16 protein-coding genes are annotated in these 24,644 nt (G+C 70.1%); 9 read left to right on the top strand and 7 right to left on the bottom strand.

Features of this window, described 5'->3' with window-relative positions:
- Positions 1 to 55: 55 nt before the first annotated feature.
- The gene (locus WMF36_RS46770; RefSeq protein WP_437577360.1) at positions 56 to 568 is read right to left on the bottom strand and encodes a hypothetical protein; all 513 of its coding nucleotides are present in this window, start codon (positions 566 to 568) and stop codon (positions 56 to 58) included.
- Positions 569 to 674: 106 nt separating this feature from the next.
- On the opposite strand from WMF36_RS46770, the gene WMF36_RS46765 reads away from it, so the two are divergent.
- Positions 675 to 1,232, top strand: a complete 558-nt coding sequence (locus tag WMF36_RS46765; protein ID WP_437577359.1) for a GNAT family N-acetyltransferase — start codon at positions 675 to 677, stop codon at positions 1,230 to 1,232.
- An 88-nt stretch (positions 1,233 to 1,320) separates the two neighbouring features.
- Here the strand turns inward: WMF36_RS46765 and WMF36_RS46760 are convergent, their stop codons facing one another.
- The gene (locus tag WMF36_RS46760; protein WP_437577358.1) at positions 1,321 to 2,814 is read right to left on the bottom strand and encodes a serine/threonine-protein kinase; all 1,494 of its coding nucleotides are present in this window, start codon (positions 2,812 to 2,814) and stop codon (positions 1,321 to 1,323) included.
- Positions 2,815 to 3,116: 302 nt separating this feature from the next.
- On the opposite strand from WMF36_RS46760, the gene hemL reads away from it, so the two are divergent.
- The gene (gene hemL, locus WMF36_RS46755) at positions 3,117 to 4,433 is read left to right on the top strand and encodes a glutamate-1-semialdehyde 2,1-aminomutase (protein ID WP_437577357.1); all 1,317 of its coding nucleotides are present in this window, start codon (positions 3,117 to 3,119) and stop codon (positions 4,431 to 4,433) included.
- A gap of 103 nt (positions 4,434 to 4,536) precedes the next feature.
- On the opposite strand, the gene WMF36_RS46750 is transcribed toward hemL, so the two are convergent.
- Entirely contained in the window at positions 4,537 to 6,216 is a 1,680-nt protein-coding gene (locus tag WMF36_RS46750; RefSeq protein WP_437577356.1) for an FG-GAP repeat domain-containing protein, read from the bottom strand.
- Positions 6,217 to 6,515: 299 nt separating this feature from the next.
- Between WMF36_RS46750 and WMF36_RS46745 the strand changes: the two genes are divergently transcribed.
- The 3 genes from WMF36_RS46745 (at position 6,516) to WMF36_RS46735 (ending at position 9,082) form a co-directional block, all read left to right on the top strand.
- Complete coding sequence (locus WMF36_RS46745; RefSeq protein ID WP_437577355.1) at positions 6,516 to 7,118, top strand: hypothetical protein; 603 nt, start codon at positions 6,516 to 6,518, stop codon at positions 7,116 to 7,118.
- A gap of 14 nt (positions 7,119 to 7,132) precedes the next feature.
- Complete coding sequence (gene gcvPB, locus WMF36_RS46740; protein WP_437577354.1) at positions 7,133 to 8,626, top strand: aminomethyl-transferring glycine dehydrogenase subunit GcvPB; 1,494 nt, start codon at positions 7,133 to 7,135, stop codon at positions 8,624 to 8,626.
- 147 nt (positions 8,627 to 8,773) lie between these two features.
- Positions 8,774 to 9,082, top strand: a complete 309-nt coding sequence (locus WMF36_RS46735) for a hypothetical protein (RefSeq protein ID WP_437577353.1) — start codon at positions 8,774 to 8,776, stop codon at positions 9,080 to 9,082.
- Between the two features lie 6 nt (positions 9,083 to 9,088).
- Here WMF36_RS46735 and WMF36_RS46730 read toward each other — a convergent pair whose 3' ends face one another.
- Positions 9,089 to 12,925 (bottom strand): serine/threonine-protein kinase, encoded by a 3,837-nt coding sequence (locus WMF36_RS46730; RefSeq protein WP_437577352.1) that lies wholly within the window; start codon positions 12,923 to 12,925, stop codon positions 9,089 to 9,091.
- A 405-nt stretch (positions 12,926 to 13,330) separates the two neighbouring features.
- Here WMF36_RS46730 and WMF36_RS46725 point away from each other — a divergent pair, with 405 nt between their 5' ends.
- From WMF36_RS46725 to WMF36_RS46710, 4 genes are all read left to right on the top strand, one after another.
- The gene (locus WMF36_RS46725) at positions 13,331 to 14,434 is read left to right on the top strand and encodes an ABC transporter ATP-binding protein (protein WP_437582052.1); all 1,104 of its coding nucleotides are present in this window, start codon (positions 13,331 to 13,333) and stop codon (positions 14,432 to 14,434) included.
- On the top strand, positions 14,427 to 15,320 hold the full coding sequence (locus tag WMF36_RS46720; protein WP_437577351.1) for an ABC transporter permease: 894 nt from the start codon (positions 14,427 to 14,429) through the stop codon (positions 15,318 to 15,320). Before WMF36_RS46725 ends, WMF36_RS46720 begins: the two co-directional genes overlap by 8 nt.
- Complete coding sequence (locus WMF36_RS46715) at positions 15,317 to 16,144, top strand: ABC transporter permease (RefSeq protein ID WP_437577350.1); 828 nt, start codon at positions 15,317 to 15,319, stop codon at positions 16,142 to 16,144. The genes WMF36_RS46720 and WMF36_RS46715 overlap by 4 nt, the downstream gene beginning before the upstream one ends.
- A 512-nt stretch (positions 16,145 to 16,656) precedes the next feature.
- Positions 16,657 to 19,728 carry a TonB-dependent receptor domain-containing protein gene (locus WMF36_RS46710; RefSeq protein ID WP_437577349.1) on the top strand — a complete coding sequence of 1,024 codons (3,072 nt, stop codon included), beginning with the start codon at positions 16,657 to 16,659 and terminating at the stop codon, positions 19,726 to 19,728.
- Between the two features lie 469 nt (positions 19,729 to 20,197).
- Here WMF36_RS46710 and WMF36_RS46705 read toward each other — a convergent pair whose 3' ends face one another.
- From WMF36_RS46705 to WMF36_RS46695, 3 genes are all read right to left on the bottom strand, one after another.
- Positions 20,198 to 20,782, bottom strand: coding sequence for a GNAT family N-acetyltransferase (locus WMF36_RS46705; RefSeq protein ID WP_437577348.1), 585 nt, complete (start codon positions 20,780 to 20,782; stop codon positions 20,198 to 20,200).
- Positions 20,783 to 21,142: 360 nt separating this feature from the next.
- Positions 21,143 to 22,264, bottom strand: coding sequence for a polyamine ABC transporter substrate-binding protein (locus WMF36_RS46700; protein WP_437577347.1), 1,122 nt, complete (start codon positions 22,262 to 22,264; stop codon positions 21,143 to 21,145).
- Positions 22,265 to 22,333: 69 nt separating this feature from the next.
- Positions 22,334 to 24,574 (bottom strand): SLC26A/SulP transporter family protein, encoded by a 2,241-nt coding sequence (locus WMF36_RS46695; RefSeq protein ID WP_437577346.1) that lies wholly within the window; start codon positions 24,572 to 24,574, stop codon positions 22,334 to 22,336.
- Positions 24,575 to 24,644: the final 70 nt, after the last annotated feature.

Below are 24,644 nucleotides of genomic sequence, written 5' to 3'. Positions count from 1 at the left end.
CGGCAGGCCCGGCGCGCCCGCTGGGCGACGCGCCCCCAGGGCACCACGCCCGCGGCTATCTCCTCGTTCGGCGGCCGGTCCCGCGCGCATCGCGCCCGATCGGCTCGCCCAGCTCGAACGCCGGATCGCCGGCCGTCGCCGGTTGCTCCTGCAGCTCACCCGCCTCGAGCGGGCCGTGCGCCCGCTCGGCGTCAGCGATGGATGGATAGCCCTCCACATCGCCGTCGACCCGGAAGCCGCCTGCGCGCGCAGGGCGCACCACGCGGCCTAGGACGAGCCCCTCGTCCCAGATGCCGCCGTGCTCGACCGCGATCGCCGCGCCCACGGTCACCTCGGCGAGCCGCGAGGGCGCGCCCTCGGGCCGCTCCGGCGTGGGCCGCCAGCGCAGGAACGCGTCCTCGTGGAGCACCACCACAGCCTGATCGCCGGGCAGCTCGGTCACCCCGCGGGCGAAGCGGACGCGGCACCCCGGCGCCCCGGAGCTCGCCCCACGCTCGCTGCCGGCGGCGCCCTCCGCCTCCTCGAGCGCGGCGAGCGGCTCCGCACCCAGATCCTCGAGCGGCGCCATGCGAAGTCCTCCCCGGCAGATCTCGGTTGAAGACGCGGCGCCGTCAAGGCGCTCGCCCCGTGCCCCGCGCTTGACCCCCGGAGACCTCCGCTGATGCCATCGCCCGATGGCATCGTTCGACCCGTTCCCCGTCCTCACGACGCCGCGCCTCACGCTCCGCTCGATCGAGCCCAGCGACGTCGAGCGCATCTTCCGCATCCAGTCGGATCCGGAGGTGACACGCTACTTCGGCCGCGGGCCCGACGGCTCGATCGCCGACTCCGAGCGGCGCATCGCCGCCATCCTCGCGGGCGTCCGCGAGAACACCTCGATCCGCTGGGGCATCACCCTCAAAGAGAACGGAGAGCTCGTCGGCACAGGAGGCTTCTGGCGCTGGAACAAGCCGCATCGCTGGGCGGAGATCGGCTACGAGCTCCTGCCCGCGCTTTGGAACCGGGGGATCATGACCGAGGCGCTGCGCGCCGTGCTCCGCTTCGGCTTCGAGTCGATGGAGCTCCACCGCGTCGAGGCGCACATCGATCCGGAGAACCGCGCCTCGGCGCGCGTGCTCGAGCGGCTCGGCTTCGTGCGCGAGGGGCAGCACCGCCAGAACTGGTACTATGACGGGCGGTTCACCGACACCGCGGTCTACGGCCTGCTGCGCGACGAGGCTGCCGCGACGTGACCCGCGCTCGTCGGCAGCCGCCGTCGGCGTGGCCACCGCCGAGGACGCGCCCGCGCCGCGCCTCCCCGTCGGCGCGCCGCCCCCGCGGCTACCTCGACGCCGGCGCGCTCCCGCTGCCCGGCGGCGCCGCGGCCTCAGGGCCCGGCTCGCCCTTCAGCTCCAGGTTGATCTGGATCCGCGCGGGGGACTCCGACGTGAGCTCCACGGTCTGCGAGACGCCGTCGCTCGACCGCGCCTCCACGAGCAGCGACACCCCCGGCTGTGGCCGGGCGATGATCTGGCTGCCCACGCCGAGCACCACGCCGTTCAGCTTCACCACCGCGACGCTCGGCTGGGTCTGCACCGCGATCGGGTCGACGAGGGGCCGGTGATCCCTCGGCCGGCTCAGCGCGACGAACATGAGCGACGCGACAGCGACCCCCGTGGACACCGACGCCACGAGCCACGGCAGCGCCACCGGGCGCAGCGCGTCGCTGCCGGCGCGCATCAGCCCGCCGAGCCCCCTCCGCGGCGGCGTGCGCGACCCCCGCGAACGACCCGAGGAGGGCGGCCCCGAGCTCAGCGTCGCGCCGGGCTTCGGCCGCCAGCCGGGGCGCTGCTGCGGGACGATCGCGGCCGCGATCATCTGCCGCTCCTCCTCCAGCTTGTCCCCGCAGCGCGCCATCAGGAGCTCCGCCACCTGCACGGTCGTGATCACGCCCGACCTGCGCATCAGGAAGTCCTCCAGCGCGCTCGCCATCTCGCCCGCCGTCTGGAAGCGCTGCCGCGGGTCGCGCGCGAGCGCCTTCAGGATGATCTCCTCCAGATCCCGCGGGCAATGCGGCGCGATCAGCGTGGGCCGCGGCGGCTCCGGCACCCCGGTCTGCGGCAGCACGAGATCGTGCAGCACCTGGAACGGGAGCGCGCCCGTCACCGCCTCGAAGAGCACCACGCCGAGCGAGAAGATGTCCGAGCCGCGATCGACCGGGTGCCCCTGCGCCTGCTCGGGCGACATGTACTCGCCCTTGCCCTTGATCTCGCCGGTCTGCGTCGTGTCGCCCAGCCGCTCGAACGCCTTCACGATCCCGAAATCGGCCACCTTCACCGTGCCGTCGCGATCGATGAGGATGTTCTGCGGGCAGACGTCGCGGTGCACGATGCCGAGCGGCACCCCGCGCTCGTCGTGGAGCTCGTGCGCCGCGTGCAGCCCGTGCGCCGCGTCGGCCACGATGCGCGCGGCCATCGCCGGGGAGATCGGCATCGGGCGCAGGCCCGGCCGGAGCAGCCGCTGCATCGTCTGCCCGTCGATCCACTCCATCACGAGGAAGAGCACGCCGTCCGTGTCGCCGAGATCGAGGATCTCGACCACGTTGCGGTGGTGGATCTTCGAGGCGAGGTTCGCCTCGTCGAGGAACATGCGCTGGAACTGCGGATCACGCGCGAGCGCCGGAATGAGCGTCTTCAGCGCGACGACCTTGTGGAAGCCGCGGGAGCCCTCCATGCGCGCGGCCCAGACCTGCGCCATCCCGCCCTCGCCGATGAGGCGCAGAAGCTCATATCGCCCGAGACGCTGCCCCGGACCGGGGTCCTCGGAGATCCGCATGGCTCACCAGACGCTTGTGCTCGGGGATCCGCGCCCGCGGTCCCCAGGAGCAGCCCGGGCCGCAGCTCGCGGCCCCCTCTCTCCAGACGATCACCATAGCCAAGCGCGACCGCGCCGCAAAGGATCGTGTGGATCGAAGGCCGCTCGCCACCAGCCCCCCGTCCGTCGTTCGGGCCCCGCCACCACGACGCCCCGCGTCCGGCAAACCTCGACGCCCCGCGTCCGGCAAACCTCGACGCCCCGCGCCGGCAGCCTCGTTCCGCGTCGCTCCCCCGCCTTGCCCCTGCTATGGCCGGAGCACGATGACGAACGCGACAAGCGCTCCTCCGCCTGCCCGCGGGGGCCGAGCCCCCGCCTCCAAAGCCCTGTTCGACCGCGCCGCCGCCGTCCTGCCCGGCGGCGTGAACAGCCCGGTGCGGGCCTTCCGCGCCGTCGGCGGCGACCCCGTCTTCATCGCCCGCGCGCAGGGAGCGCGGCTGTTCGACGTCGACGGCGCCGAGTACATCGACTTCGTCGGCTCCTGGGGGCCGGCCATCCTCGGCCACGCGAACCCCGCCGTGGTCGAGGCCGTCCGCGAAGCCGCCCTCGGCGGCCTCTCGTTCGGCGCCCCGACCGAGCTCGAGGTCCGCTTCGCCGAGAAGATCCGCGAGCTCTACCCGAGCATCGACATGCTGCGCTGCGTCTCCAGCGGCACCGAGGCCACGATGAGCGCCATCCGCGTCGCGCGCGGCTTCACCCACCGCGACGCCATCATCAAGTTCGAGGGCTGTTACCACGGCCACGCCGACCACCTGCTCGTCAAGGCAGGCAGCGGGCTCGCCACCTTCGGCGCGCCCGACTCGGCCGGCGTCCCCGAGAGCGTCGCCCGCGCCACGCTGTCGCTGCCCTACAACGACCCGGCCGCCCTCGAGGCCACCTTCGCGGCGCGCGGCGGCGACATCGCCGCGGTCATCCTCGAGCCCGTGGTCGGCAACATGGGCTGCGTCCCGCCGGAGCCGGGCTTCCTCGCCCTCGTGATCGACCTCTGCCGCAAGCACGGCGCGCTCTCGATCTTCGACGAGGTGATGACCGGCTGCCGCGTCGCCCGCGGCGGCGCGCAGGAGCGCTTCGGCCTCCGGCCGGACCTGACGACGCTCGGCAAGATCGTCGGCGGCGGCATGCCCCTCGCGGCCTACGGTGGCCGCGCCGACGTGATGCGCGTCGTCTCGCCGCTCGGCCCCGTGTACCAGGCCGGCACGCTCAGCGGCAACCCGCTCGCGGTCAGCGCGGGGCTCGCGACGCTCGAGCGCCTCACGCCCGACCTCTACGAGCGGCTCGAGCAGCTCGGCGCGTCCCTCGAGCGCGGCCTCAGGGCCGCCGCCGAGGGCGCCGGCGTGACCGCGTGCGTCCAGCGGGTCGGCTCGATGATCACGCTGTTCTTCACGAAGGGCCCGGTCCGCTCCTGGGCCGACGCCGCGACCTCCGACACGAAGCGCTTCAGCGCCTTCCACGCGGGCATGCTCGCGCGCGGCATCTACTGGCCTCCGTCGCAGTACGAGGCGGCCTTCCTGAGCGGCGCGCACACCGAGGAAGACATCGAGCGGACGGTCTCCGCCTGCCGCGAGGCGCTCGCGGCCTGAGGCCGGACCGGCCTCGACGGCGAAGGGCCGACCGCCGGAGCCATCGGCCCTTCTCACGAGCGCACGAGCGCGGAGCCTGCCCGCGCAGGCCCCGCGGAGCGCGTCAGTCCGCGGCGCGGACCCAGCCGTTCCTGTAGTAGTTGCCGCGCGCGGTCGGCCAGAGCAGGCAGTTCGTCGCCGACTGCGGCACCGTGTACACGTACGTGTTCGGCTCCGGCTCGTTGCCGATCCACCCGATCTCGCGGAGCGACACGACGATCTCGATCGTGCCGTCGCCGTTCACGTCGGCGAGCGTCGGCACGGGCATCGCGCCGAGCCGCGGCAGCGGGATCTTGTGGAGGATCTTGCCGCCCGCGTTGAGGACGAAGAGGTGGCTCCGGTTCTCCTCGGTCGAGTAGGTGTTGAACACGACCTCGGGGATGCCGTCGCCCGACAGGTCCCCGACCACGACGCCGCCCGTGAGCACCTGCGTGTCGTCCGTGAACTGGACGTCCCAGTACTCCTCCTTGTCGGCGTGGACCGCGTGAATCCGCCCGTCCAGGCCCGCGAAGATCATCTCGGGGCCGGGGTGCGTCGCGTCGAGGTCGGCCACGGTCACCTGCTGCGTCGCGGCCACGATGTTGCCGCCGAGATCCTCGCCGCCGGACAGATAGTCCGGCGCGTAGAACGGGCTCTCCCACCCCTCGATGCGGCTCGCGTCGTTGCGGACCACCCAGAGGCCGACGCCCTGGGACTGGTCCGACATGTCGACGTCCTCGGCCGCCGCGAGCATGATGATCTCCGGCGTGCCGTCGCCGTTGACGTCCGCGATCGCAGGGGCCGAGTTCTTGAAATAGGCCTGCAGGTCGCGGCTGTCGCCGAAGCCCTGCTGCGCGAGCGCGAGGTCGTGCATGTACCGCACGCCCGGCGTCTTCGGGCGGCCCTCGAACATGGGATTCGCGTCGAAGGCCTCCCCCGTGCCGCGGTAGAACCCGGCATAGGAGTTGTCCATCGGCGCGACGATGTCCTGCGCGCCGTCTCCGTCGAGATCGCCGATGGCCAGGTTCTGGTCGTAGACGCCCACGATCCAGCACTCGGCGTCGTCGCTGCGGCGCGCGTCGCACCCGATCGTGTTGCTCTCGATCGGCGGGAAGCCGGCGACCCGCGCCCCGCTCGCGTGGAAGGCCGTCAGGACGTCGGGGGACCTGTCGGTGCTCGCGGCCACGACGTCGAGCTGGCCGTCGCCGTCGACGTCGCCGGCGGCGAGGGCGCGGATCTCGTCGTTCCAGGTGACCGGCCAGCCGTCCACCACCTGACCGCTCGCGTCGAGCATGTAGATCCTTGTGCGCGCCGCGAAGACGACCTCGAGCTGCGCGTCGCCGCGGAAGTCCGCGACGATCGGGCTCGCCCAGATGCGGCCGTGCTCCCGCGACTCGTCGAACCGCCACTTCTGCTCGCCGTCGGGGCCCCAGGCGACGATGTTGCCGTTGTGCGTCACCAGGATCTCGCTCTCGCCGTCGCCGTCCAGATCGGCGACCGCCGGCGACCCGAGCCACGCGCTCTCGTCGTCGTCGGACAGCTGGAGGAGGAGCTGGGGCTCCGCGACGTCGGCGGCGCCGCTCGCCGCAGGAGCGCACGACGCGGCGGTCGGCAACGGCTTGGAGCCCCCGGGGACCGGGCGAGGGCCGCCCGAGGAGCCGCTGCTGCTGCTGCTGCCGCCGCCGTCGTCGTCGTCGTCGGGGAGGGTGCCGTCAAGGTCGCCGAGCCGCCCCTCGCAGGCCGCAAGGGCGAGGAGGCTGGTCAAGAGAGCAATTCTACCGGGAATTACAAAACCTCGGTTGCAGACAAAGGACTTCATCATGCTCGGAAGCTTACCAGCGCTTCGCGGTCCACGAAGAGGCGAAGCGGAAAATTGACGCCGTCGCGGATGCGCTGAACGGTGCGTTACGCTCCTCCTTCAGCGGGGCAGGTAGGCTGCATGTCGTTCACGTTGCGCACGTAACGCACGTGACGCGCGTGACGCACGCTCGTTCCTCTGCCGCTGCTGCGGGGCCCATGGCGGGGGTATGGGTGCGGGTAGGTGCTGTGCTAGGCTCCGCCGCCATGAACGTATCGCGACGGCTTTGGATTGCCGGCGCCGCCTGTGCCCTGCTGCTGGGGACGACGGCGCTGGGCTGCAGCTCGACCCCCGCGCCCAAGACGGCCAAGGTGCAAGCTGGCGACATGCCCGAGGGCGGCGACTGGACGGGCGTCTATTACAGCGAGCTCTACGGTTACCTGCACCTCGTCCAGGACAACGATTCCATGGAGGGCCGCTGGATGCGCCCGGTCAAGGATCGGTGGGGCGAGCTGCACGGGACGGTGACGGGCGATCTCATCAAGTTCACCTGGACCGAGCACGTCATCGGCGCCATCGGGCCGAACTCGACAAAGGAAGGCCGGGGGTACTTCAAGTACACGCGGCCGGAGGGCGAGAACGTCGACGACAAGATCGTGGGCGAGATCGGCCGTAACAAGGATGAGGTCGGCGAGCCCTGGGAAGCCGTCAAGCAGCGCAACATGTTGCCGGACCTGCAGTCGATCGGGGGCACCGGCAGCTCCGACATCGGCGGCGGCGACTGGGACGGCCAGAACCAGGAGTCCGAGGCGCCCGAGCCGCCCGCCTCCCCCCCCGACGAAGCACCTGCCGAGCCCCCCGCCCTCTGACATAACAGCCCCCGATGACCCAACCGCAGCCGCGAGGCATTCAGTTCCGCGAACCCCCCATCTTCGAGCGCGGCACGCCGGGCAGGACCGGCGCGTCGCTCCCGCCGCTCGACGTGCCCGACGTCGATCCCGGCGCTCACTACGGCGCGCTCGCGCGCCAGGAGGCGGCCGGCCTGCCGGAGGTGAGCGAGCCGGAGGCGTTCCGGCACTTCGTCCGGCTCTCGCAGTGGAACTTCTGCATCGACGGGCAGATGTACCCGCTCGGGTCGTGCACGATGAAGTACAACCCGAAGGTCAACGAGTGGGCCGCGCGCATCCCGGGCTTCGCGAAGCTGCACCCGATGACGCCCGACGAGCTCAGCCAGGGGTCGCTCGAGGTGATGTGGCGCCTGCAGGAGGCGCTCTGCGAGATCAGCGGGATGGACGGCTGCTCGCTGCAGCCGTCGGCGGGCGCGCAGGGCGAGCTCGCGGGGCTGATGATGATGCGGGCGTTCCACGAGTCGAAGGGGCGCTCGCCGCGGAAGGTCTTCATCCCGGAGAGCGCCCACGGCACGAACCCGGCGAGCTGCGCGCTCAACGGGCTCGTGGCCGTGCGGATCGAGAAGACCGCCGACGGCATCACCCACCCCGAGCAGGTCCTCGCCGCGATCGAGCGCCACGGGTCGGACGGCGACGTCTGCGGGCTGATGATCACGAACCCGAACACCCTCGGGGCGTACGAGACGCACCTGCCCGAGATCATCAAGCTCATCCACGACAAGGGGGGGCTCGTCTACGGCGACGGCGCGAACACGAACGCCATCATGGGGCACGCGCGGCCGGGTGACGTCGGCATGGACGTCATCCACATCAACCTGCACAAGACGTTCACGACCCCGCACGGCGGCGGGGGCCCCGGCGCCGGGCCGGTCTGCTTCAAGAAGCACCTGGAGCCGTTCCAGCCGTCGCCCGTGCTCGTGCGGCGTGGCGACGCGTTCGCGTGGGACCGCGACCGGCCCCAGAGCGTCGGGCGGCTCCGGGCCTTCACCGGCAACTTCGGGATGTTCATCCGGGCGTACGCGTACATCCGGGAGATGGGCGGCGAGGGGCTCACGGCGGCGAGCAGCCTCGCCGTGCTGAACGCGCGCTACCTCTGGGCCAAGCTGAAGGACCACTACAGCGCGCCGGTGCCGCAGCCGTGCATGCACGAGGTGGTGCTCTCGGACAGCCAGATCGAGAAGGAGACCGGGGTCAAGACGCTCGACATCGCGAAGCGGCTGCTCGACTACGGCTTCCACGCGCCCACGGTCTACTTCCCGCTGGTCGTGCCCGGCGCCCTGATGATCGAGCCGACGGAGACGGAGACCCGCGAGACGCTCGACGAGTTCGCCGCCGCGATGCTCAGCATCCTCAAGGAGGCGCAGGAGACACCGGACGTCGTGAAGCAGGCGCCGCACGGCACGGTGGTCGGCCGCCTCGACGAGGCCCGGGCCGCGCGCCAGCCGCGCCTGCGATGGTCGAGGACGTGATCCTTCCGGAGGAGGCGGCCGTCGCGCGGCCTCCTCTGGCAGGTGGTGCCGGCCGGCGGCGCGCTCCAAATTCGCGAATCTCCGCCGGACGCGTCTACAATGAGCGCCGAGGGCCCGCGGTGCGGTACCTCACGGGACGAGCGACGCGTGGCCGATACCGTTGAGAACGAAGGCGACATCGAGACCATCAGCCAGACCACCCCGGTCTCGGTTGGAGACACCGTGCGCGTCGTGTTCCGCGCCTACGACGAGGCGACGCCCCCGTTCAACATCAAGATCCGCTCCCCCTCGGGGAAGATCATCATCGAGCGCGTGCTGCGCGACCTGCCCACCGGCAAGCCGCAGAGCGCCTCGCCCGTCGAGTTCAGCGCGTCGTCGCCGGGCGAGTACAAGATCGAGATCAAGCAGCTCTACGGAAAGCAGCGGGGCACGGCCATCCTGCGCGTGAAGCCCTGACGGGGGCTAGGTCGAGAAGCCGGGCAGGAGCATGCGGGTGATGCGATCGGGGCTCACGATGCCCTGGTCGTGCATCCAGCCGTTCGCGGTCGCGACGGCGGTGCGGCCCTCGTCTCCCTGGAGCAGCTCGCCGTGGCGGCGGCGCGCGGCCGCGGCGTAGAGGGCCATGCCGGCAGCATCGAAGCCGCGGACGGCCTCGGCGAGCTGATGGCCCGCCGCCTCCGCCTGGCCGCGGGCGGCGGCGACCGCGGCGCGCACCGCCGCGGCGAGCGGGTCGGCCCAGGGCATGTGCTCGGCCTCGATCTTGCGGGCGGCGCGCGTCGCCTCCTCGTACAGCGGCTCCGCGTCGGCCGGCGTGACGGCGGCGGCGGCGGCCAGCGCGGCGCAGGCCCTGAGGTGGGTGATGATGATGCGCACGGCCTGGATGCGCAGGGCGAGCGAGCTCTCGATGCCCGACTGCTGCTCGGCGAAGAGGCGGTGCGTGGCCTCACCGTCGCCCCGGTACAGGCCGATGTGCGCGCGGGCGACGAGGTCGAAGTAGCTCTGCAGCTGGAAGCCCGCCTTGGACCAGCTCCGGATCGCGTCCTGCGCCTGGCGCTGCGCGGAGTCGGGGTCGTCGCCCACGAGCCAGTAGGCGTTGCCCTGCGAGGAGCGCAGGCTCGTGGCGAGGTAGCGATCGCCGCGCTCGTCGGCCGCCTGCAGGTACATGGGGACCCGGCGCATGAACTCGCGCGTCTCGCCGCCGTACCAGAGCGCCCAGGCCGAGAACGTGTGCGCCCAGCTCCGCTCCCACGTGACGCCGGTGCAGCGCTCGCGAAAGATGACGTCCGCCCGATCGAGATCGGCCACGCCCTGGTGCCAGCGGCCGAACAGCGTGGCCGTGACGCCGCCGACGAACCCGACGAGGCCGAGCGCATGGGGCCGGCCGATGCGCGCCGCGATCGCGCTCGCCGTCGAGAGCAGGTCGGTCACGCGCGACGCGGAGGGGCCGCCGTCGATCGCGAGGTAGGTCGCCTCGAAGGCGAGGGCGCGCGTCACGCGGTAAGGCTCCCCCGCCTTGAGCGAGAGCAGCAGGTTGCGCGCCTGGAAGTCGGCGCCGCGCGTGGGATCGACGATCGCGAGCCCCATCGCGGCCGACCAGCAGACGTCGATGCGCATGAGATCTTCCGCCGAGACCTCGTCGGCCGGCCGCTCGACGAAGTTCAGCCCGCGCAGGCGCACCTGCGCGCGCCGCAGCATCAGCGACGCGACCGCGAGCTCCGGCGTCTTCGGCACCTGCATGCCCACCGCGCCGAGCACCGAGCGCAGGCCCGCCATGCCGGCGTCGACGTAGCCGGCGCGGAGCAGGTTCTCGGCGGCCCGGCGCCCGAGATCGACCGCCTCGGCCTCCGGGGCGCCGTCGCTCGCGGCCATGTAGGCCTCCGCGGCCTTGGCGCCGCGGCCGGCGCTGCTCAGCGCGTCGCCGAGCTTGGCGAGCACGACCCGCCGCTCCGCCCCGCCGGGCAGGTGGAGATCGATCGCCATGCGGTAGAGGCGCGCCGCGTGGTCGAACGCGAACGCGGCCTCGGCCTGCTCGCCGGCGCGCACCGCGTAGCCGGCCGCGCGCTCGGCGTCCCCGGCGGCGCGCCAGTGCTCGGCCAGCGCCTCGAGCTCCGCGCGCCCCGAGGCCTCCAGCGCCAGCGCGAGCCGGCCGTGCCAGCTGCGCGACGTCTGCTCGTCGAGCCGGCTCGCCACGGTCTCCCGGATGCGGTTGTGGAACGGCTCGGCGAACTCGTCCTGCCCCGAGCCGCCGGTGCGCACGAGGTTCGCCGCGCGCAGGGCCGAGAGCACCCGCGTGAGCTCCCCGAAGTCCGCCGCCATGGCGTGCGCGGCCACCGACGTCAGCACCGGCACGCCGGCGCAGACGACGAGCTCGAGCAGCTGGCGCGCCCGCGGATCCAGCCGGCTGATCCGCGCCCAGAGGACGTCGTCGAGGCGCACCGGGCTGCCGTCGTTGTCCTGGGCCAGCCGGTGGCGCAGCAGGGCGTCGATGAACAGCGGATGGCCGCCGGCCTCCTGCGCGATCGCCTCGATGCTGAGCGGACGGCCGAGCGGCGCGCCCCGGAGCAGCAGCACGCAGAGCTCCTGCGCCTCGGCGAGCGACAGGCGATGGAGGATGATGTGCCCGAGCGAGTCGACCGGCACCCCGAGCTGCCGCGAGACCGGCGGCGCCGTCTCCGATGCGGTCCGCACCGCCGCGACGAGCATCATCGCCCGCGGGCGCGAGGGATCGACAGGCGCGCCCGCGGGCACGGGGCCGTCGAGGCCGGCGAACGAGCCGGGCCGGCTCGCGGCGCTGAGGTCGGCCTCGGTCCACGGGCGCATCACCTCCGAGAGCAGCGCGACGCTGTCGGCGTCGGCCCACTGGAGGTCGTCGATCGCGAGCACGAGCGGCCGCTCGGCCGCGAGCCGGCCGAGCAGCTCCCGCAGGGCGGTGAAGACGAGGGCGCGGATCTCGGGCGGGTCGATCGCCTTGCGCCGCGCGCGCGCCTCGGTGATGGCGGGGACCGTCCGGAGCACAGGGAACACCGTGCCGAGCAGGCCGGCGTTGGGCGGCAGGAGCGCCCTCATCTCCTCGGGAGGGCGGCGCACGAGGTGCCGGCTCAGCGCGTCGATGAGCTCGTCCACCGCCTTGTAGGGGACCGCCTCGCGCTCGTAGCAGCGCCCGGCGAGGACGAGCGCCTCCTTGTCGATGCGCTCCAGGAACCGGCGCAGGAGCGCGCTCTTGCCGACGCCCGACTCGCCCTCGATGAACCGCGTTATCCCGCGCCCCATCTTCGCCTCGGCGAACGCGCCCTCGAGCGCGGCGAGCTCGCTGTGCCGGCCGACGAAGCCGATGCGCTGCGAGAGGACGGGCGGCTCCTCGATGAGCTCCTGCACGCGCAGCCGCCGCAGCACGTCGCGCGCGGTCGGGCGGGCGGCCGGGTCGATGCGGAGCATGTCCACGCAGAGCTCGTCGATGTCGGCCGGCATGTCCTCGACGAGCCGGCTCGGCGGCGGCGGCTCGGCCCGCCGCATCATGTCCATCGTCGCCTTGGGCGCGGTCTGGAACGGATAAACGCCCGTCAGCGCGAGGTAGAGCATCACCCCCAGACTGTAGATATCCGCCTCGGGCCCGGCCGACTTCCCCTCGGCCTGCTCGGGCGCCATATAGTGGAGCGTCCCGACGACGGCGTGCTCGCGCCCCGGGCCGCTCGCGTCGGCGACGAAGCCGAAGTCGAGGACGACCACCCGCTCTTCGGCGGTGACGAGCACGTTGGAAGGCTTGATGTCGCGGTGGACCTTGTAGGCCGCGTGCACCGCCGCGAGCCCCTGGGCGAGCTGCGCCAGCGCCGAGCGGAGGCGGGCCTCGTGGAAGGGGCGCTTGATCCGGGGCTGCGGCTCGGACGCGGGGCCCTGCGAATGCCAGAGGGGGATCGACGGCAGGGTGGAGCGCCGCCCGCCGCTCGCGGGCTCGCCCCTCGGCCCGGCCCCGGCGTCGCCCTCCTCGTGGAGCCGCACGTGCACCACGAAGTCGACGCCGCGGATGAGCTCCATCGTGAAGAAGAGCTGCCCCTCTTCCTCGTGGAGCTCGCCGAGGCTGACCAGGTTCTGGTGCTGGATGTCCTGCAGCGAACGGAACTCGTTCTTGAACCGGAGGCGCGCATCGGCGCTCAGATTCCGGAGGATCTTGAGGGCGACGCGCCCCTTTCGCTCGCGGTCGAAGGCCTCGTAGACAACCCCCATCCCGCCGACACCGACGACGCGAACGACCTGGAAGCGACGCGTGCCTCCGAACTCAGGTCTCGCGCTCCTCAGGCCCATGCGTGGACCAAGAAATCACCGGCGCCGAGCGGTGGCAAGCAGCGCGTGGAAGACGCGTGGCAGGCGCGCGGAAGCCGCGTGGCAGGCGCCTGGGAAGCGCGCGGCGAGCGCGGGGGAAGCGCGCACGACGCGCGGCGTGCGCCGGCGGCGCGCGCGGCCTGCGTGGCGCGTGCGTCACGCCGCGAGCCGGATCGGCAGAAAGCTGGCACGCCCAAGGGAAGGGCGGTAGCGTACCCGGCCTGCGAGCGAAAAGAACCCGGTCCGACGCGCGCCGCTCAGCCGGTCAAGCCGGCGCGCACCCAGTTGACAACGGGAGAGCATCATGGTCTGCGTAGTACGCTCCGAGGCATCGGAAGCGGTTCCGAGAGCGCCACGCGCAAAGGGTTTGCTGGGGTGATCCAGAGGTTGAGAGACTTCTTCTCGTCGTCGGCGCGGCGCATCACGAGGCCCCCGACCGAGAGCGAGGCCGCGCGGAACCCGGGATGCAGCCTCGTTGTAGAGAATGTCAGCAAGAGCTTCGGGAAGACACAGATACTGAACGACGTGTCGTTCACGGCGGAGGCCGGCGAGTTCGTCACGCTCCTCGGGCCATCCGGCTGCGGAAAGACCACGCTGCTCCGCATCATCGCGGGGCTCGATCGCTCCGATCGGGGGCGCATCCTCCTCGCGGGCAGGGCGGTTGACCACCTGCCGGCGAACCGCAGGCCGGTGAACACGGTGTTCCAGAACTATGCCCTGTTCCCGCATCTGACCGTGTTCGAGAACGTGGCGTTCGGCCTGAGGTCGCGCAGCATCCCTGACCCGGAGGTGCGCGATCGCGTGCGCTCGAGCCTCTCGATGCTCAAGCTCGATGATCTCGCGGAGAGATATCCGCACCAGATCTCGGGCGGTCAGAAGCAGCGAGTCGCGCTCGCGCGCGCGGTCGTCAACGAGCCTGAGGTGCTGCTGCTCGACGAGCCGATGTCGGCCCTCGACGCGAAGCTGCGCGCCGAGGTCCAGCTCGACCTGCGCCGCCTCCAGCGCGCGCTCGGGAAGACGTTCGTGCTCGTCACTCACGATCAGGACGAGGCGATGACCGTCTCGGACCGGATCGTGCTGATGAACAAGGGCCGCATCGAGCAGCAGGGCGTGACGGCCGAGGTGTACGAGCGGCCGCAGAGCCGCTTCGCCGCCGAGTTCTTCGGCGCGGCCAACCTCATCTCGGCGCAGCGCGTCGGCGCCACGCTCGTCTTCACGACCGTGGGCGCGCTGAGGGTCCAGACCACGCCACAGTGGGAGTTCGGCACGCTCGCGATCCACCCCGAGTGGATCGAGCTGTGCGAGAACGAGCCGCCGGAGAACGGCGTGCGCGGCGTCGTGCGCGAGAGCTTCTACCGCGGCGATCACGTGGAGCTCATCATCGAGCCCGGGCCGCTGCGCGTGCAGCTCAGCCCCCGCTCGCGCCTCAAGCCCGGCTCGTCCGTCTGGCTCGCGCTGCCCTCCGAGCGGCTCGAGGTGCTCAGTGACTGAGCCGACGGTCTGGTATGGCCAGCTGACGACGCGGCGCAGGCTCCTCGCGCGGGGCTTCCTGTTCATCGCGGGCGGCATCTCCTGGCTGTCCGTGTTCCTCCTCCTGCCGAGCCTCGCGCTCTTCGTCGTGTCGTTCATGAAGCGCGACGCGGACGGCGTCCTGATCTGGGAGCTGACGCTCGAGTCGTTCGCGCGCATCTTCGGCTCCGCGTCGGGCGAGAACGCGCGCATCCTCATCCGGAGCATCGTCCTCGCCCTGATCGCCACGAGCGCCTCCGTGACGCTCGCGTATCCGATGGGCTTCTTCATCGCTCGCGGCTCGCGGCGCCGGCGGTTCTTCTGGCTGGCGCTCGTCATCGTCCCGCTCTGCACGAACCTCGTCATCCGCACGTTCAGCTGGAAGCTCCTCCTGTCGGCGCAGCTGATGCCTGCCAAGCTCGCCGCCTGGCTCGGCTGGATCGACCCCGGCCGCGACATCTACCCCAGCTGGACCGCGGTCGCGCTCGGCCTCGTCGCGGCCTCGCTCCCGTTCGCGGTGGTCCCCCTCTACACGAGCATCGACCGCCTCGACTGGTCGCTCGTCGAGGCGGCGCAGGACCTCTACGCCTCGCGGCTCCGCGTCTTCTTCGCCGCGATCTTGCCCCAGACCCTGCCCGGCCTCAGCGTCGCCGTGATCCTGACGTTCGTCCCTGCGATGAGCGTCTTCGTGGTGAGCGACATGCTCGGCGGCGCGAAGCACTGGCTGATAGGCAACCTGATCCAGCACCAGTTCGGCCCGGGCCGGAACATCCCCTATGGCGCGGCGCTGAGCCTCCTGCTCATCATCCTGACCCTGGGCGGCGTCTCGCTGTACCGTCGAAATGGGCGCTCCGTGGAGATCCTGTGAGCAGCGGCCGCGGCCCCTGGCGCGCGCTGACGACCGTCGCCGCCTTCCTCGGCTTCGGGCTCCTCTACGTGCCGCTGCTCGCGGTCGCCATGTACTCGTTCAACGCCGCGGAGCGGGGCCTGGTCTGGACGGGCTTCTCGGTGCGCTGGTACATTGAGCTCTTCGCCGATCCCGAGACGAGCCGGCGCGCCAGGGAGATCCGCGAGGTGGCCGTGAACACCTTGCTGCTCGGCGGCGCCTCGACGGTCATCTCGACGGTCCTCGGGACGCTGCTCGCGCTCGGGATGCGCTTTCCGTGGACGACCTCCGTGAGCCGCCTGCTCGAGTCGATCGTGGACATCCCGGCGGTCGCTCCGGACATCACGTTCGCGGCGGTGCTGGTCATGGCGTTCAACCTGCTCCGCCGGGTGGTGGACTGGTTCGACCTCGGCATGACGACGATGATCATCGGCCACGTGACGTTCGAGATCGCGTTCGTCACGCTCATCGTCCGCAGCCGCCTCATCTCGATCGGACCGACGCTGAGCGAAGCCGCGACGGATCTCTACGCCTCGTCCTGGATCCACTTCCGCAGGGTCACGCTCCCCCTCCTGTGGCCGGCCATCGTGGGGGGCGCGATGCTCGCGTTCACGATGTCGCTCAACGACTTCGTGATCAGCTTTTTCACATCCGGCCCACGCTCGGTCACGCTCCCGCTCTTCGTCTATCACTCTCAGGTGCGAGGGATGCGGACGGACCTGTTCGCGATTTCAACGCTCCTCGTGTTCGGGGTGATCCTGTTCATCATGATGCTGGAGCGGATGACCCGCTGGCGGCACGATTGAGCTGTCGCCTCCGCTCCACGGCCGAGCTCGTGATCGAGCCGCGCCGCCGCTGAGGGGCCCGCGCCGCTCCCCCGGGGCGGCGGCGCCTCCGCGCGGCGCCTCACGAACGCTTATGCATGTGGAGGCGGCGCGTGCAGCGCTCTGCGACCCGGCCCGGGCGATGGGGCGGCGCGCGAGCGAGCCCGACCTCGGGCGCTTGCCTTCCGGCGCTCGGATGCGCGAAGATCTCGGGGGAGATCCACGCGCGCGCCGCGCTCCGTGCGCGCCGCGCCGCCGGGTCTTGCTCACGCTATCAGGCCCGCCGCGCAGAAGCGCCTACACAGCGACGTCCACGTGGAGGAGGAGGCATCGGCCGCTTGTGCGAACAGGTTGGATCGGCCCACGGCTTACGGTAAGCTGACCCGGCAATGCGGCTATTCGTCCCAAGCTCGCCGTGTCTCAGCGTCACTGCTGGACCCGGCGGACGGCGCCTTCCGCTCCACACTACGACCGCTGGGAATCGAGATCGAAAGATGAGCTTTCGTCGTTCCGCACTCCTACTCATACTCGTTTCACTCCTCACATTCTCCGGTCGGCCTGCCTGGGCGGACGATCTGGCCGATGAGGCCGATCTACACTTCAGGATCGCCACGGAGCGTTATTCAGCACGCGATTACCGGGGCGCCCTGGAGCACTTCCTGGTGTCGAACCGTCTCGTGCCAAACCGCAACGTCATCTTCAACATCGCTCGAACGTACGAGGCGCTCCAGGAGTACCCGGACGCGTTCCGCTACTACGTTCAGGCGCTCGATCTCGAGCCAAACGCTGCGCGCAGGCCCGCGATCGAGGAGGCGCTCGCGCGCATCCGGCCAAACGTCTCTGTCATCAACGTGACGTCGGACCCGCCCGGAGCGACGGTGTACATCAACCGCCGCGATCTCGGCGGGCGCGGCAACACGCCCCGCCTGCTCGGCTTCCAGCCTGGCAAGCACAAGATCATCGTCGATCTCGAGGGATACGAGCCGGCGGAGGTCGAGAACGTCGAGGCGAAGGTCGGCGAGCAGACGAACGTCGCGATCAAGCTGAAGCGCATCGTCGGCACGGTGCGCGTGGTCGGCGAGACGGCGGGCACGACGGTGCGCGTCAACGACGCGAGCGGTCCGGTGGCGTGCACCGCGCCGTGCGATCTCACGCTGCCGCCTGGCCGGCACCGCCTGTACCTCTCGCAGGAGGGGTATCAGCCGTCGGAGCAGGACGTGAACGTCGGGGCCGCCAGCACGGTGACCGCGCGCTACCGTCTCAACCCGCTCACCGGCAGCCTGGTGGTCAACGCGGACGAGCGCGACGCGCTCGTCGAGGTCGACGGCAAGCCGATGGGCTTCACGCCGGCGGTGCTCAACGTGCAGAGCGGCCAGCGCCGGGTGCGCGTCTCGCTGCGCGGGTTCCGCCCGGTGGAGCAGGTCGCGAACGTGGTGGCGAGCCAGCAGACCCGCATCGACATCTCGCTCCGCCAGCTCGAGGAGGTCGAGGCCGCGTCTCGTTCGGCGGAGGCCGTCGAGGACGCGCCGGGCTCGGTCACCATCATCCCCGGGCAGGAGCTGCGCGCGATGGGTTATCCCACCGTCGCGGAGGCGCTGAGAGGCACGCGCGGCGTCTTCACGACGTACGACGGCGCGTACACCTTCGCGGGCGTCCGCGGGATCAACCTGCCGGGCGACTTCGGCAACCGCATGCTGACCCTGCTCAACGGTCACTCGATGAACGACAACTGGGTCAACCTGTCGTACTTCGACTACCTGGCCCGGACGGACCTCGAGGACGTCGAGCGGATCGAGATCGTGAGAGGTCCCGGCTCGGTGCTCTACGGTACGGGCGCGTTCTCCGGCGTCGTCAACGTCGTGACGAAGGGTCGTCCGACGGCGAGCAGCGTGGGCTTCGGCGTCGGCACGGCGGACAACGGGTTGATCCGAGGCCGCGTGTCGGCCCAGATGCCGCTCGGGCGCGACTCCGGCTTCTGGATGTCGGCCGCCGCCGGGCGCAGCCTCGGGCGCGACTATTATTTCGGCGACTACAGGGAGCACCTAACGACCCCCAGCTTCGACGGGTATGCCCGGGATACGGACAAGTTCAACGTCGGGACATTCCAGGGCCGGTTCTGGATGAAGTCGTTCTCGGCGCAGGCGTACCTGAACTCCCGCTGGAAGACGCTCCCGAACGGCGTCGCCACGACCCAGCTTGGCGGCGACAACACCACCTATCGAGACACCCGCGGGTTCGTCGAGCTCTCGCTGGCGCCGCGCTTCGGGGACAAGCTGGCAACGCTCACCCGCGCGAGCTTCAACTGGTACAATTTCCGCGACAAACTCTGGTACGACCCGGCCTCGGAGTTGATGCCGCCGGGGTTCAACGAGATCCATGACCAGGAAGACTTCAACGGTCTCTGGCTTCTGGCGGAGCAGCGGGTCGAGTTCAGCCCGATCTCCCAGGTGAAGGTCACCGTTGGCGCCGAGGCACAAATACATTTCCAGGCCACGCAGCGCGGCCTGGACACGGTCTGCGACGGCACCGGGTGCTACGAGTTCATCTACCTGCCGCTGCCAAACCTGGAGGGTCTGAGTGAGGCGCAGGCGGCGGACGAGCTCAAGAAAATGGACCGAGAGGACAAGCGCCCTTACAATATCTTCGCCGGGTACGCGCTCGTCGACATCACCCCGTCGGAGCGGCTCCGCATCTCGGCAGGCTCTCGCTTCGACTACTACTCGACGCTCGGCGAGGTCGTGCCGAGTCCTCGGATCGCGCTCATCGCCAAGCCGTACGAGCAGGGTAACCTGAAGATCACCGGCGGCCGCGCTTTCCGGGCGCCGTCCATCCAGGAGATGTTCTACGGGTACGCCTTGCTCAACGAAGCCGGGACGGGTGTTGACGTGACCTACGAGCAGGGGGACGATCTCGAGCCCGAATTTGTCTGGTCGGGAGAGATCGAGTTCACGCACCGGCTCTCCTCCACGGTATCGGTGCTCGGTGCCGCTTACGTGAACCACCTCGACAAACTGATCTTCCAGCAGGGGAGCGGGATCCCAGTGGATGATCCGACGCAATACAGGAACACCGGGGACCCCATCCTCGTCGTGGGCGGCGAGGCTGAGCTGCGCCGCGAGTGGCGGCAGGGATGGATGGCCTCGGCCTCGTACTCCTACGCGAAGGCGCAGTACCTGGAAGAGGACGGCGTGAACAAGCTGCGCCAGGTCCCGAACTCACCGGAGCACATGGGATCGGTCCGCGGCGCGGCCCCGCTCTTCGGGAAGGCGGTCGTCCTGGCGTCGCGGTTGACGGTCGAGGCGCCGCGGTACGACCGCAACGTGAAGACGTACGAGGGCGAGACACCTCCGCCGGACGGCGTGCCCGATCAGACCAAGACCGAGCCGGCGGTGATCTGGGACATCGTCGTCTCCGGGCAGCTGGAGGTCGGCGGGCTCCGGTACAACGTCGGCGTCTACAACGTCGGCGACTGGCGCTACACGGCGCCCACGGCCGCTCAGTACACCATCGCCAAGATGCCGCAGAACGGCCGCACGTTCCTCGCCTCGCTCAACATGAGCCTCTGAGAACCGCGGGCGCTGGCCTCGCCAGCTGCCTGCATCGCGAAGCGCCCCTCCCCTTCCAGCGGAGGGGCGCTGTCTTTTTGTCCCCCCGAGATCATCCCCGCCAGGCCGAAGCCAGCAGCGCGCATCGTCGAGCGCCCCCGGCGCTCGTCGACGCCTGCCAGCGCCGAAGGCGAAAGCGAGCGGCACGCACCGTCAAGCGGCGCCCGCGCTCATCGACGCCTGCCAGCGCCGAGGACGGTCATTCTATGGACAAACGGCAGGCCCCCGGCGAGGGGGGTTGTCGCACGGGGTGGGCGATGGGCCGATGTTTGAGCCCGAATGGCGTCCTGTCTCCGTCGTGCATCGCACGACGGGGACAGGACGCCCCAGGCGAGTTCGGCCCATCGCCCGCCCCGCGCGACGACCCCCCTTGTCGGGGGCCGGGCACATCGAGCGGACCTGAGATCCTACAGAGCCACCAGAAGCCCCGTTACTTGTTGTAGGGCCGCTGCGCCGGCTTGGGGTTGAACAGCGTACACAGGATCGTGTCGTAGAAACTCCCCTGGAAGAAGTAGTTCTGCCGGAGGTACCCTTCCCGCTGGAAGCCGAGCCGCTCAGCGACCCGGAGCGAGGGCCCGTGCCCGGGGTCGATGCCCGCCTCGATCGTGTGCAGGTCGAGCTGCTCGAACCCGAACCGCACGACCGCGCGCAGCGCCTCCGTCATGTACCCCTTGCCGCTCGACGTGCGCGCCTGCTCGTAGGTGATCTCGGCGCGATAGTGCGGCATCAGGAAGCGATAGAACCCTACGGCGCCGATCAGGTGCTCCGACCCCCGGATGCTGATGCCCCATCGGAGCTGCGAGCCCTCCTGGTGCGCGCGCTTGAGCATGCCGATCATCTTCCGTGTATCGGCGACCTCTCTGTGAACGGGAGCGCCCCATAGCCTCAGCCACTCAGCGTCCGAACAGACGGAGAACAGGGCTTCAGCATCGGACTCCTGGATCTCACGCAGTACCAGACGCTCTGTCTCGATACGAGGATGAACGGCAAACGGAAGGTCGAGAGGGCTGCTCATCAGGGGCTTCTCCCAGGTATAACGCCCAGCCTATCATCGTTCCGCGGCATCGTGCGGCAATCTCACGGCACGCGATCCGATTGTGTCCACTGTGCATCCTGGCTCGGCGCCTGCGTGCGGTGCGCACCGCACGCACCGCACGCAGGCGCCGACCAGCGGTCCGCGCCGCGCGCCGCACACGAGGTCGCGTTCCGCCTCACATGAGGCGCTGGGACCGGGGTAGATCCCACACGCCGCTGGTCACGGGGGGTCAGAGAGGAGACTTCACAGAGGGTGCGTGTCCGTCCACGTGGGCGCAGGTGCCTCCCTGAGCCCGCGGTGGCGTACCGCGCTTCCATCGATGACGACGGCACGGCGACGTCACTGTGACTTCACTTCCGTCCAGACTTCGTCAAACACCTTGGCCGCTTCGCCCAGGTCGCGGTGGTGCTCGAGGCGATCCGACACTTCTTTCGTCGGATAGATGAGCGTGTTCGTGCGGTCTTCCGGCGGCAGTTTGCCCTGCGCTGCGGCGTTGGGCGACGCGTACTTGGTGTACAGCGAGAGCTGCGCGCCACCCTCCGGCGTGAGCACGTGATTGATGAACTTGTGGGCCAGCTCAGGGTGAGGCGCCTTCGCCGCGATCGTCATCACGTCGACCCAGATGACGGAGCCCTCCTTCGGGATCACGAAGGCGAGGCGGTCCTTCTCCGCCTGGATGGCCTTCTGCGCGTCCCCGTTCCAGACGACCGCCATGTCGACGGAGCCCGCCCTGACATCCTCCATGGCGCCCACGCCGCCCTTGAACCCGAGGCACTTCGGCTGCTTCTTCACGTCCTTGAGGACGCTCCCGGCCTCGCGGATCTCGCTCGCGTTCGTGGTGTTGCTCGAGAACCCCTTGTACTTGAGCACCGAGCCGAGCATGTCCCGCTGCTCGTCGAGCAGCACGAACGTACCGGCCACCTTCTTCGGATCGAGCAGCACCGACCACGACGGATCGAGGTTGGGCAGCTTCTTCTTGTTGTAGACGATGCCGACGGTGCCCCACTGGTACGGCACACCGTGCTTGTTGCCGTCGTCGAACCCGGCCCCGGAGAACCGCGGCTCGAGGTTCTTGAGGTTCGGGATCTGCGCGTGCTCCAGTGGCTTGACGAGGCCGCGCCGCACCATCCTGGGCAGGATCTGGCTGGCCATGATCACGACGTCGTACTGGCTCTCCGCGCCAGCGTACGCCAGCTTGCTCTCCATCTCCTCGGTGGAGTCGTATCGGGTCAGCCGCACCTGGGCCTTGGTCAGGACCTCGAAATCCTTGACGATCTTCTCATCGATATAGTCTGGGAAGATCAGCAGGTTCAGCTCGCCTACTTCGGCGGGCGCGGCTGGTTTGGCGCCGGCTCCAGGGTCCTGCCCCGCCGGCGGGGGATCCTTCTTGGAGCAAGCCATAAGCGAAAGGGCCCCCAGCAGCACCGAAACCAGCACCAGGGGTCTACGTCTGTATTGCATCAGTCAGTCCTTTCTCCTTCTTGTTCAAGGCATCTCGCGGGAACGCGGCGTGACTGGACGTTCTTCGCTCTAGTTGAACAATGATTTGACAGGACCAGTCGAGTGGACGATTCGGCGCGCGAGCAACGTGACCACGAAGTGGTGGAACGCGGCTGCCAGCTCGGGCGCCTCGGCGGTGAGCCGCCGAAGCGCCTCCTCCGACAGCCTGTAGAGCGTGACCTGGCGGCTCGCGGTCACCGTCGCAGAACGTTTCTCGCCCATGTAAAGCCCTGACTCCCCGACCACGGAGCCCGGTCCCATGGTGCGGAGCCGCTTCACCTTCTTCCCGTCGATCTCGAGCCACGCCGTCAGCTCACCGCCCTCGATGAGGTAGAGGTCCTTGGAGATGTCCCCTTGCCGGAACAGGTCGAACCCCGCGGGGGCCTCGACGCGCTCCAGGTAGTTAAGAAAGCGGAGCATCTCCGGCCTGCCGTTGAAGACATCCTGGAGGTCGTAGAAGAGCATGGGCGGCGGCAGCATGCTCGGGGGCGCCTCCTGGATGATCTCGTTCTCACACGCCTCCAGGCCGCGGTCCAGATCCGGGTAGATCCGGCACTGGTCGTCGTTCTCGATCACGACCTCGCCGCGCTCGAGGTGGTTTCTGATGTCCGCCGGGACCTCGGTGAGGATGAGCCTCACGCCGTTCGCCTTCGCCAGCCGGCGGAGCCGGAGGAAGCTGGCGATGGCCGAGGAGTCGAGCCCGTTGACGTGCCGGAAGTCGAGGAGCAGATACCGTATCTCCCCGTCCGTACTCTGGATGCGCTGCTGAGCGCTGACGAGGAGGTTGTACGCCGTCCCGAAGAAGACATAACCCTGGAGCTGGAGGATGTACAGCTGCTTGGCTCGCTCCAGCAGCGTCATCTCCTCGCCGTCGCTGCGGGCCACGTTGCTGCGGAGGTGCAGGCCGGAGATGGCGTTGCGGATAACCTCGATGCGGCTGTAGCTGAGCGCGAACAGGATGAGCGACACCCCGAGCCCCACGGCGACGCCGAGGAGGAAGCCCCAGACGGCGACGACGAGGAGGATGAGCACCACGACGAGGTACTCGGTCCGGCGCAGCCGGAAATAGCCCTCGTACAGCGTGTTGATCAGGAAGTGGAAGCCGAGGTACGCGATGAGCCCCCCGAGCACCGGGCGCGGGTAATAGCTGATCGCGTCGGCGCCGATGACCAGCACGAGCGCGCTGACCGACGCCGCGAAGAGGCCCGCGAGCCGGGTGTTCGCGCCGGTCTTGAAGTTCATCGACGACTCGGGCATCGACATGTACCCGACGACGCACCCGAACATGCTCCCGACGATGTTCGCGACCCCGGTGGCCCGCAGCTCTCGATCGAGGTCGATCTCCTGCTCGGTGGCGAGCTCCACGCCGGACGCGCTCAGGAGCACGGTGATGGCCGCCATGACCGTCACCGCCACCATGTTGCCGCCGCTGTCGAACAGGACCGGCCAGTTCACCTTCTTGAGGTCGGCGGCCTCCACGGGAGGCCAGAGCGCCTCGCGCGGGAACGGCCCGAGGAGCCACCCGTCCGCGAAGGCCTGCGTCACGTTGGAGTCGGAGATGTAGAGGATGAGGTAGAAGACGCCGGTCGACCCGACGAGCAGGATCGGCAGGAGCAGGAGGTTCGTGTAGCGCCGGAGGAGCGCCACGAGGAGCACACCGAACACGAGGCCGGTGAGGACCTTGTCCAGCGAGCTCGAGAACAGCTCGGGGAGCATGTTCAGCGTGGCCGGCTTGCCGGACATGACCGAGAGCGACCCCTGGACGAGCAGCCAGCCGGCGCCGGCGAGGAAGCCGCCGGCCACGGGATAGGGGATGAAGCGGACGAGCACCCCGAGGCGGAGTATGCCGAGCAGCAGAAAGAAGCCGCCGGCGACGACCGACGTGAGCGCGATCGCGACGATCACCGTCGGGAACGCGTCGGCGTTCGGGTCGATCTTGTGGACGCCCGCCGCGATGGCCGAGGCCATCGAGGCGAAGATGACGGCCGCGTCCTCCTGCGGGGCGGCGATGACGGGGCGGAAGGAGCTGAGGAGGGCGACGATCACCCCGACGATCACGGAGCTGACAAGGAAGATCCCGATCCCCTTCGACAGCCGGTCCGCGAAGTCGTGCGTGAACACGAGCGCGGCCAGCGAGATGTCGAAGGTGACGACCAGCGTCCCCGAGACCGCGGCGGCCAGGGCCGCCTGGACCAGCTTGAGCCGCTTCGCCGACCCGCGCTGCTCCTCGCGCACCGGCTCCGCAACGTCCCCTGCTTCCTGCTGTGTCATGCTCTTGAGAGACCTCTCGGACGATGTGGCGAAATCCGCGCCGCTCTAGGCCGGAGGGGCGCTAGCGCCG

Source organism: Sorangium sp. So ce887, from assembly GCF_051521455.1.
Lineage (GTDB): Bacteria > Myxococcota_A > Polyangia > Polyangiales > Polyangiaceae > Sorangium.
This window is presented reverse-complemented; position numbering and strand designations above follow the sequence as displayed.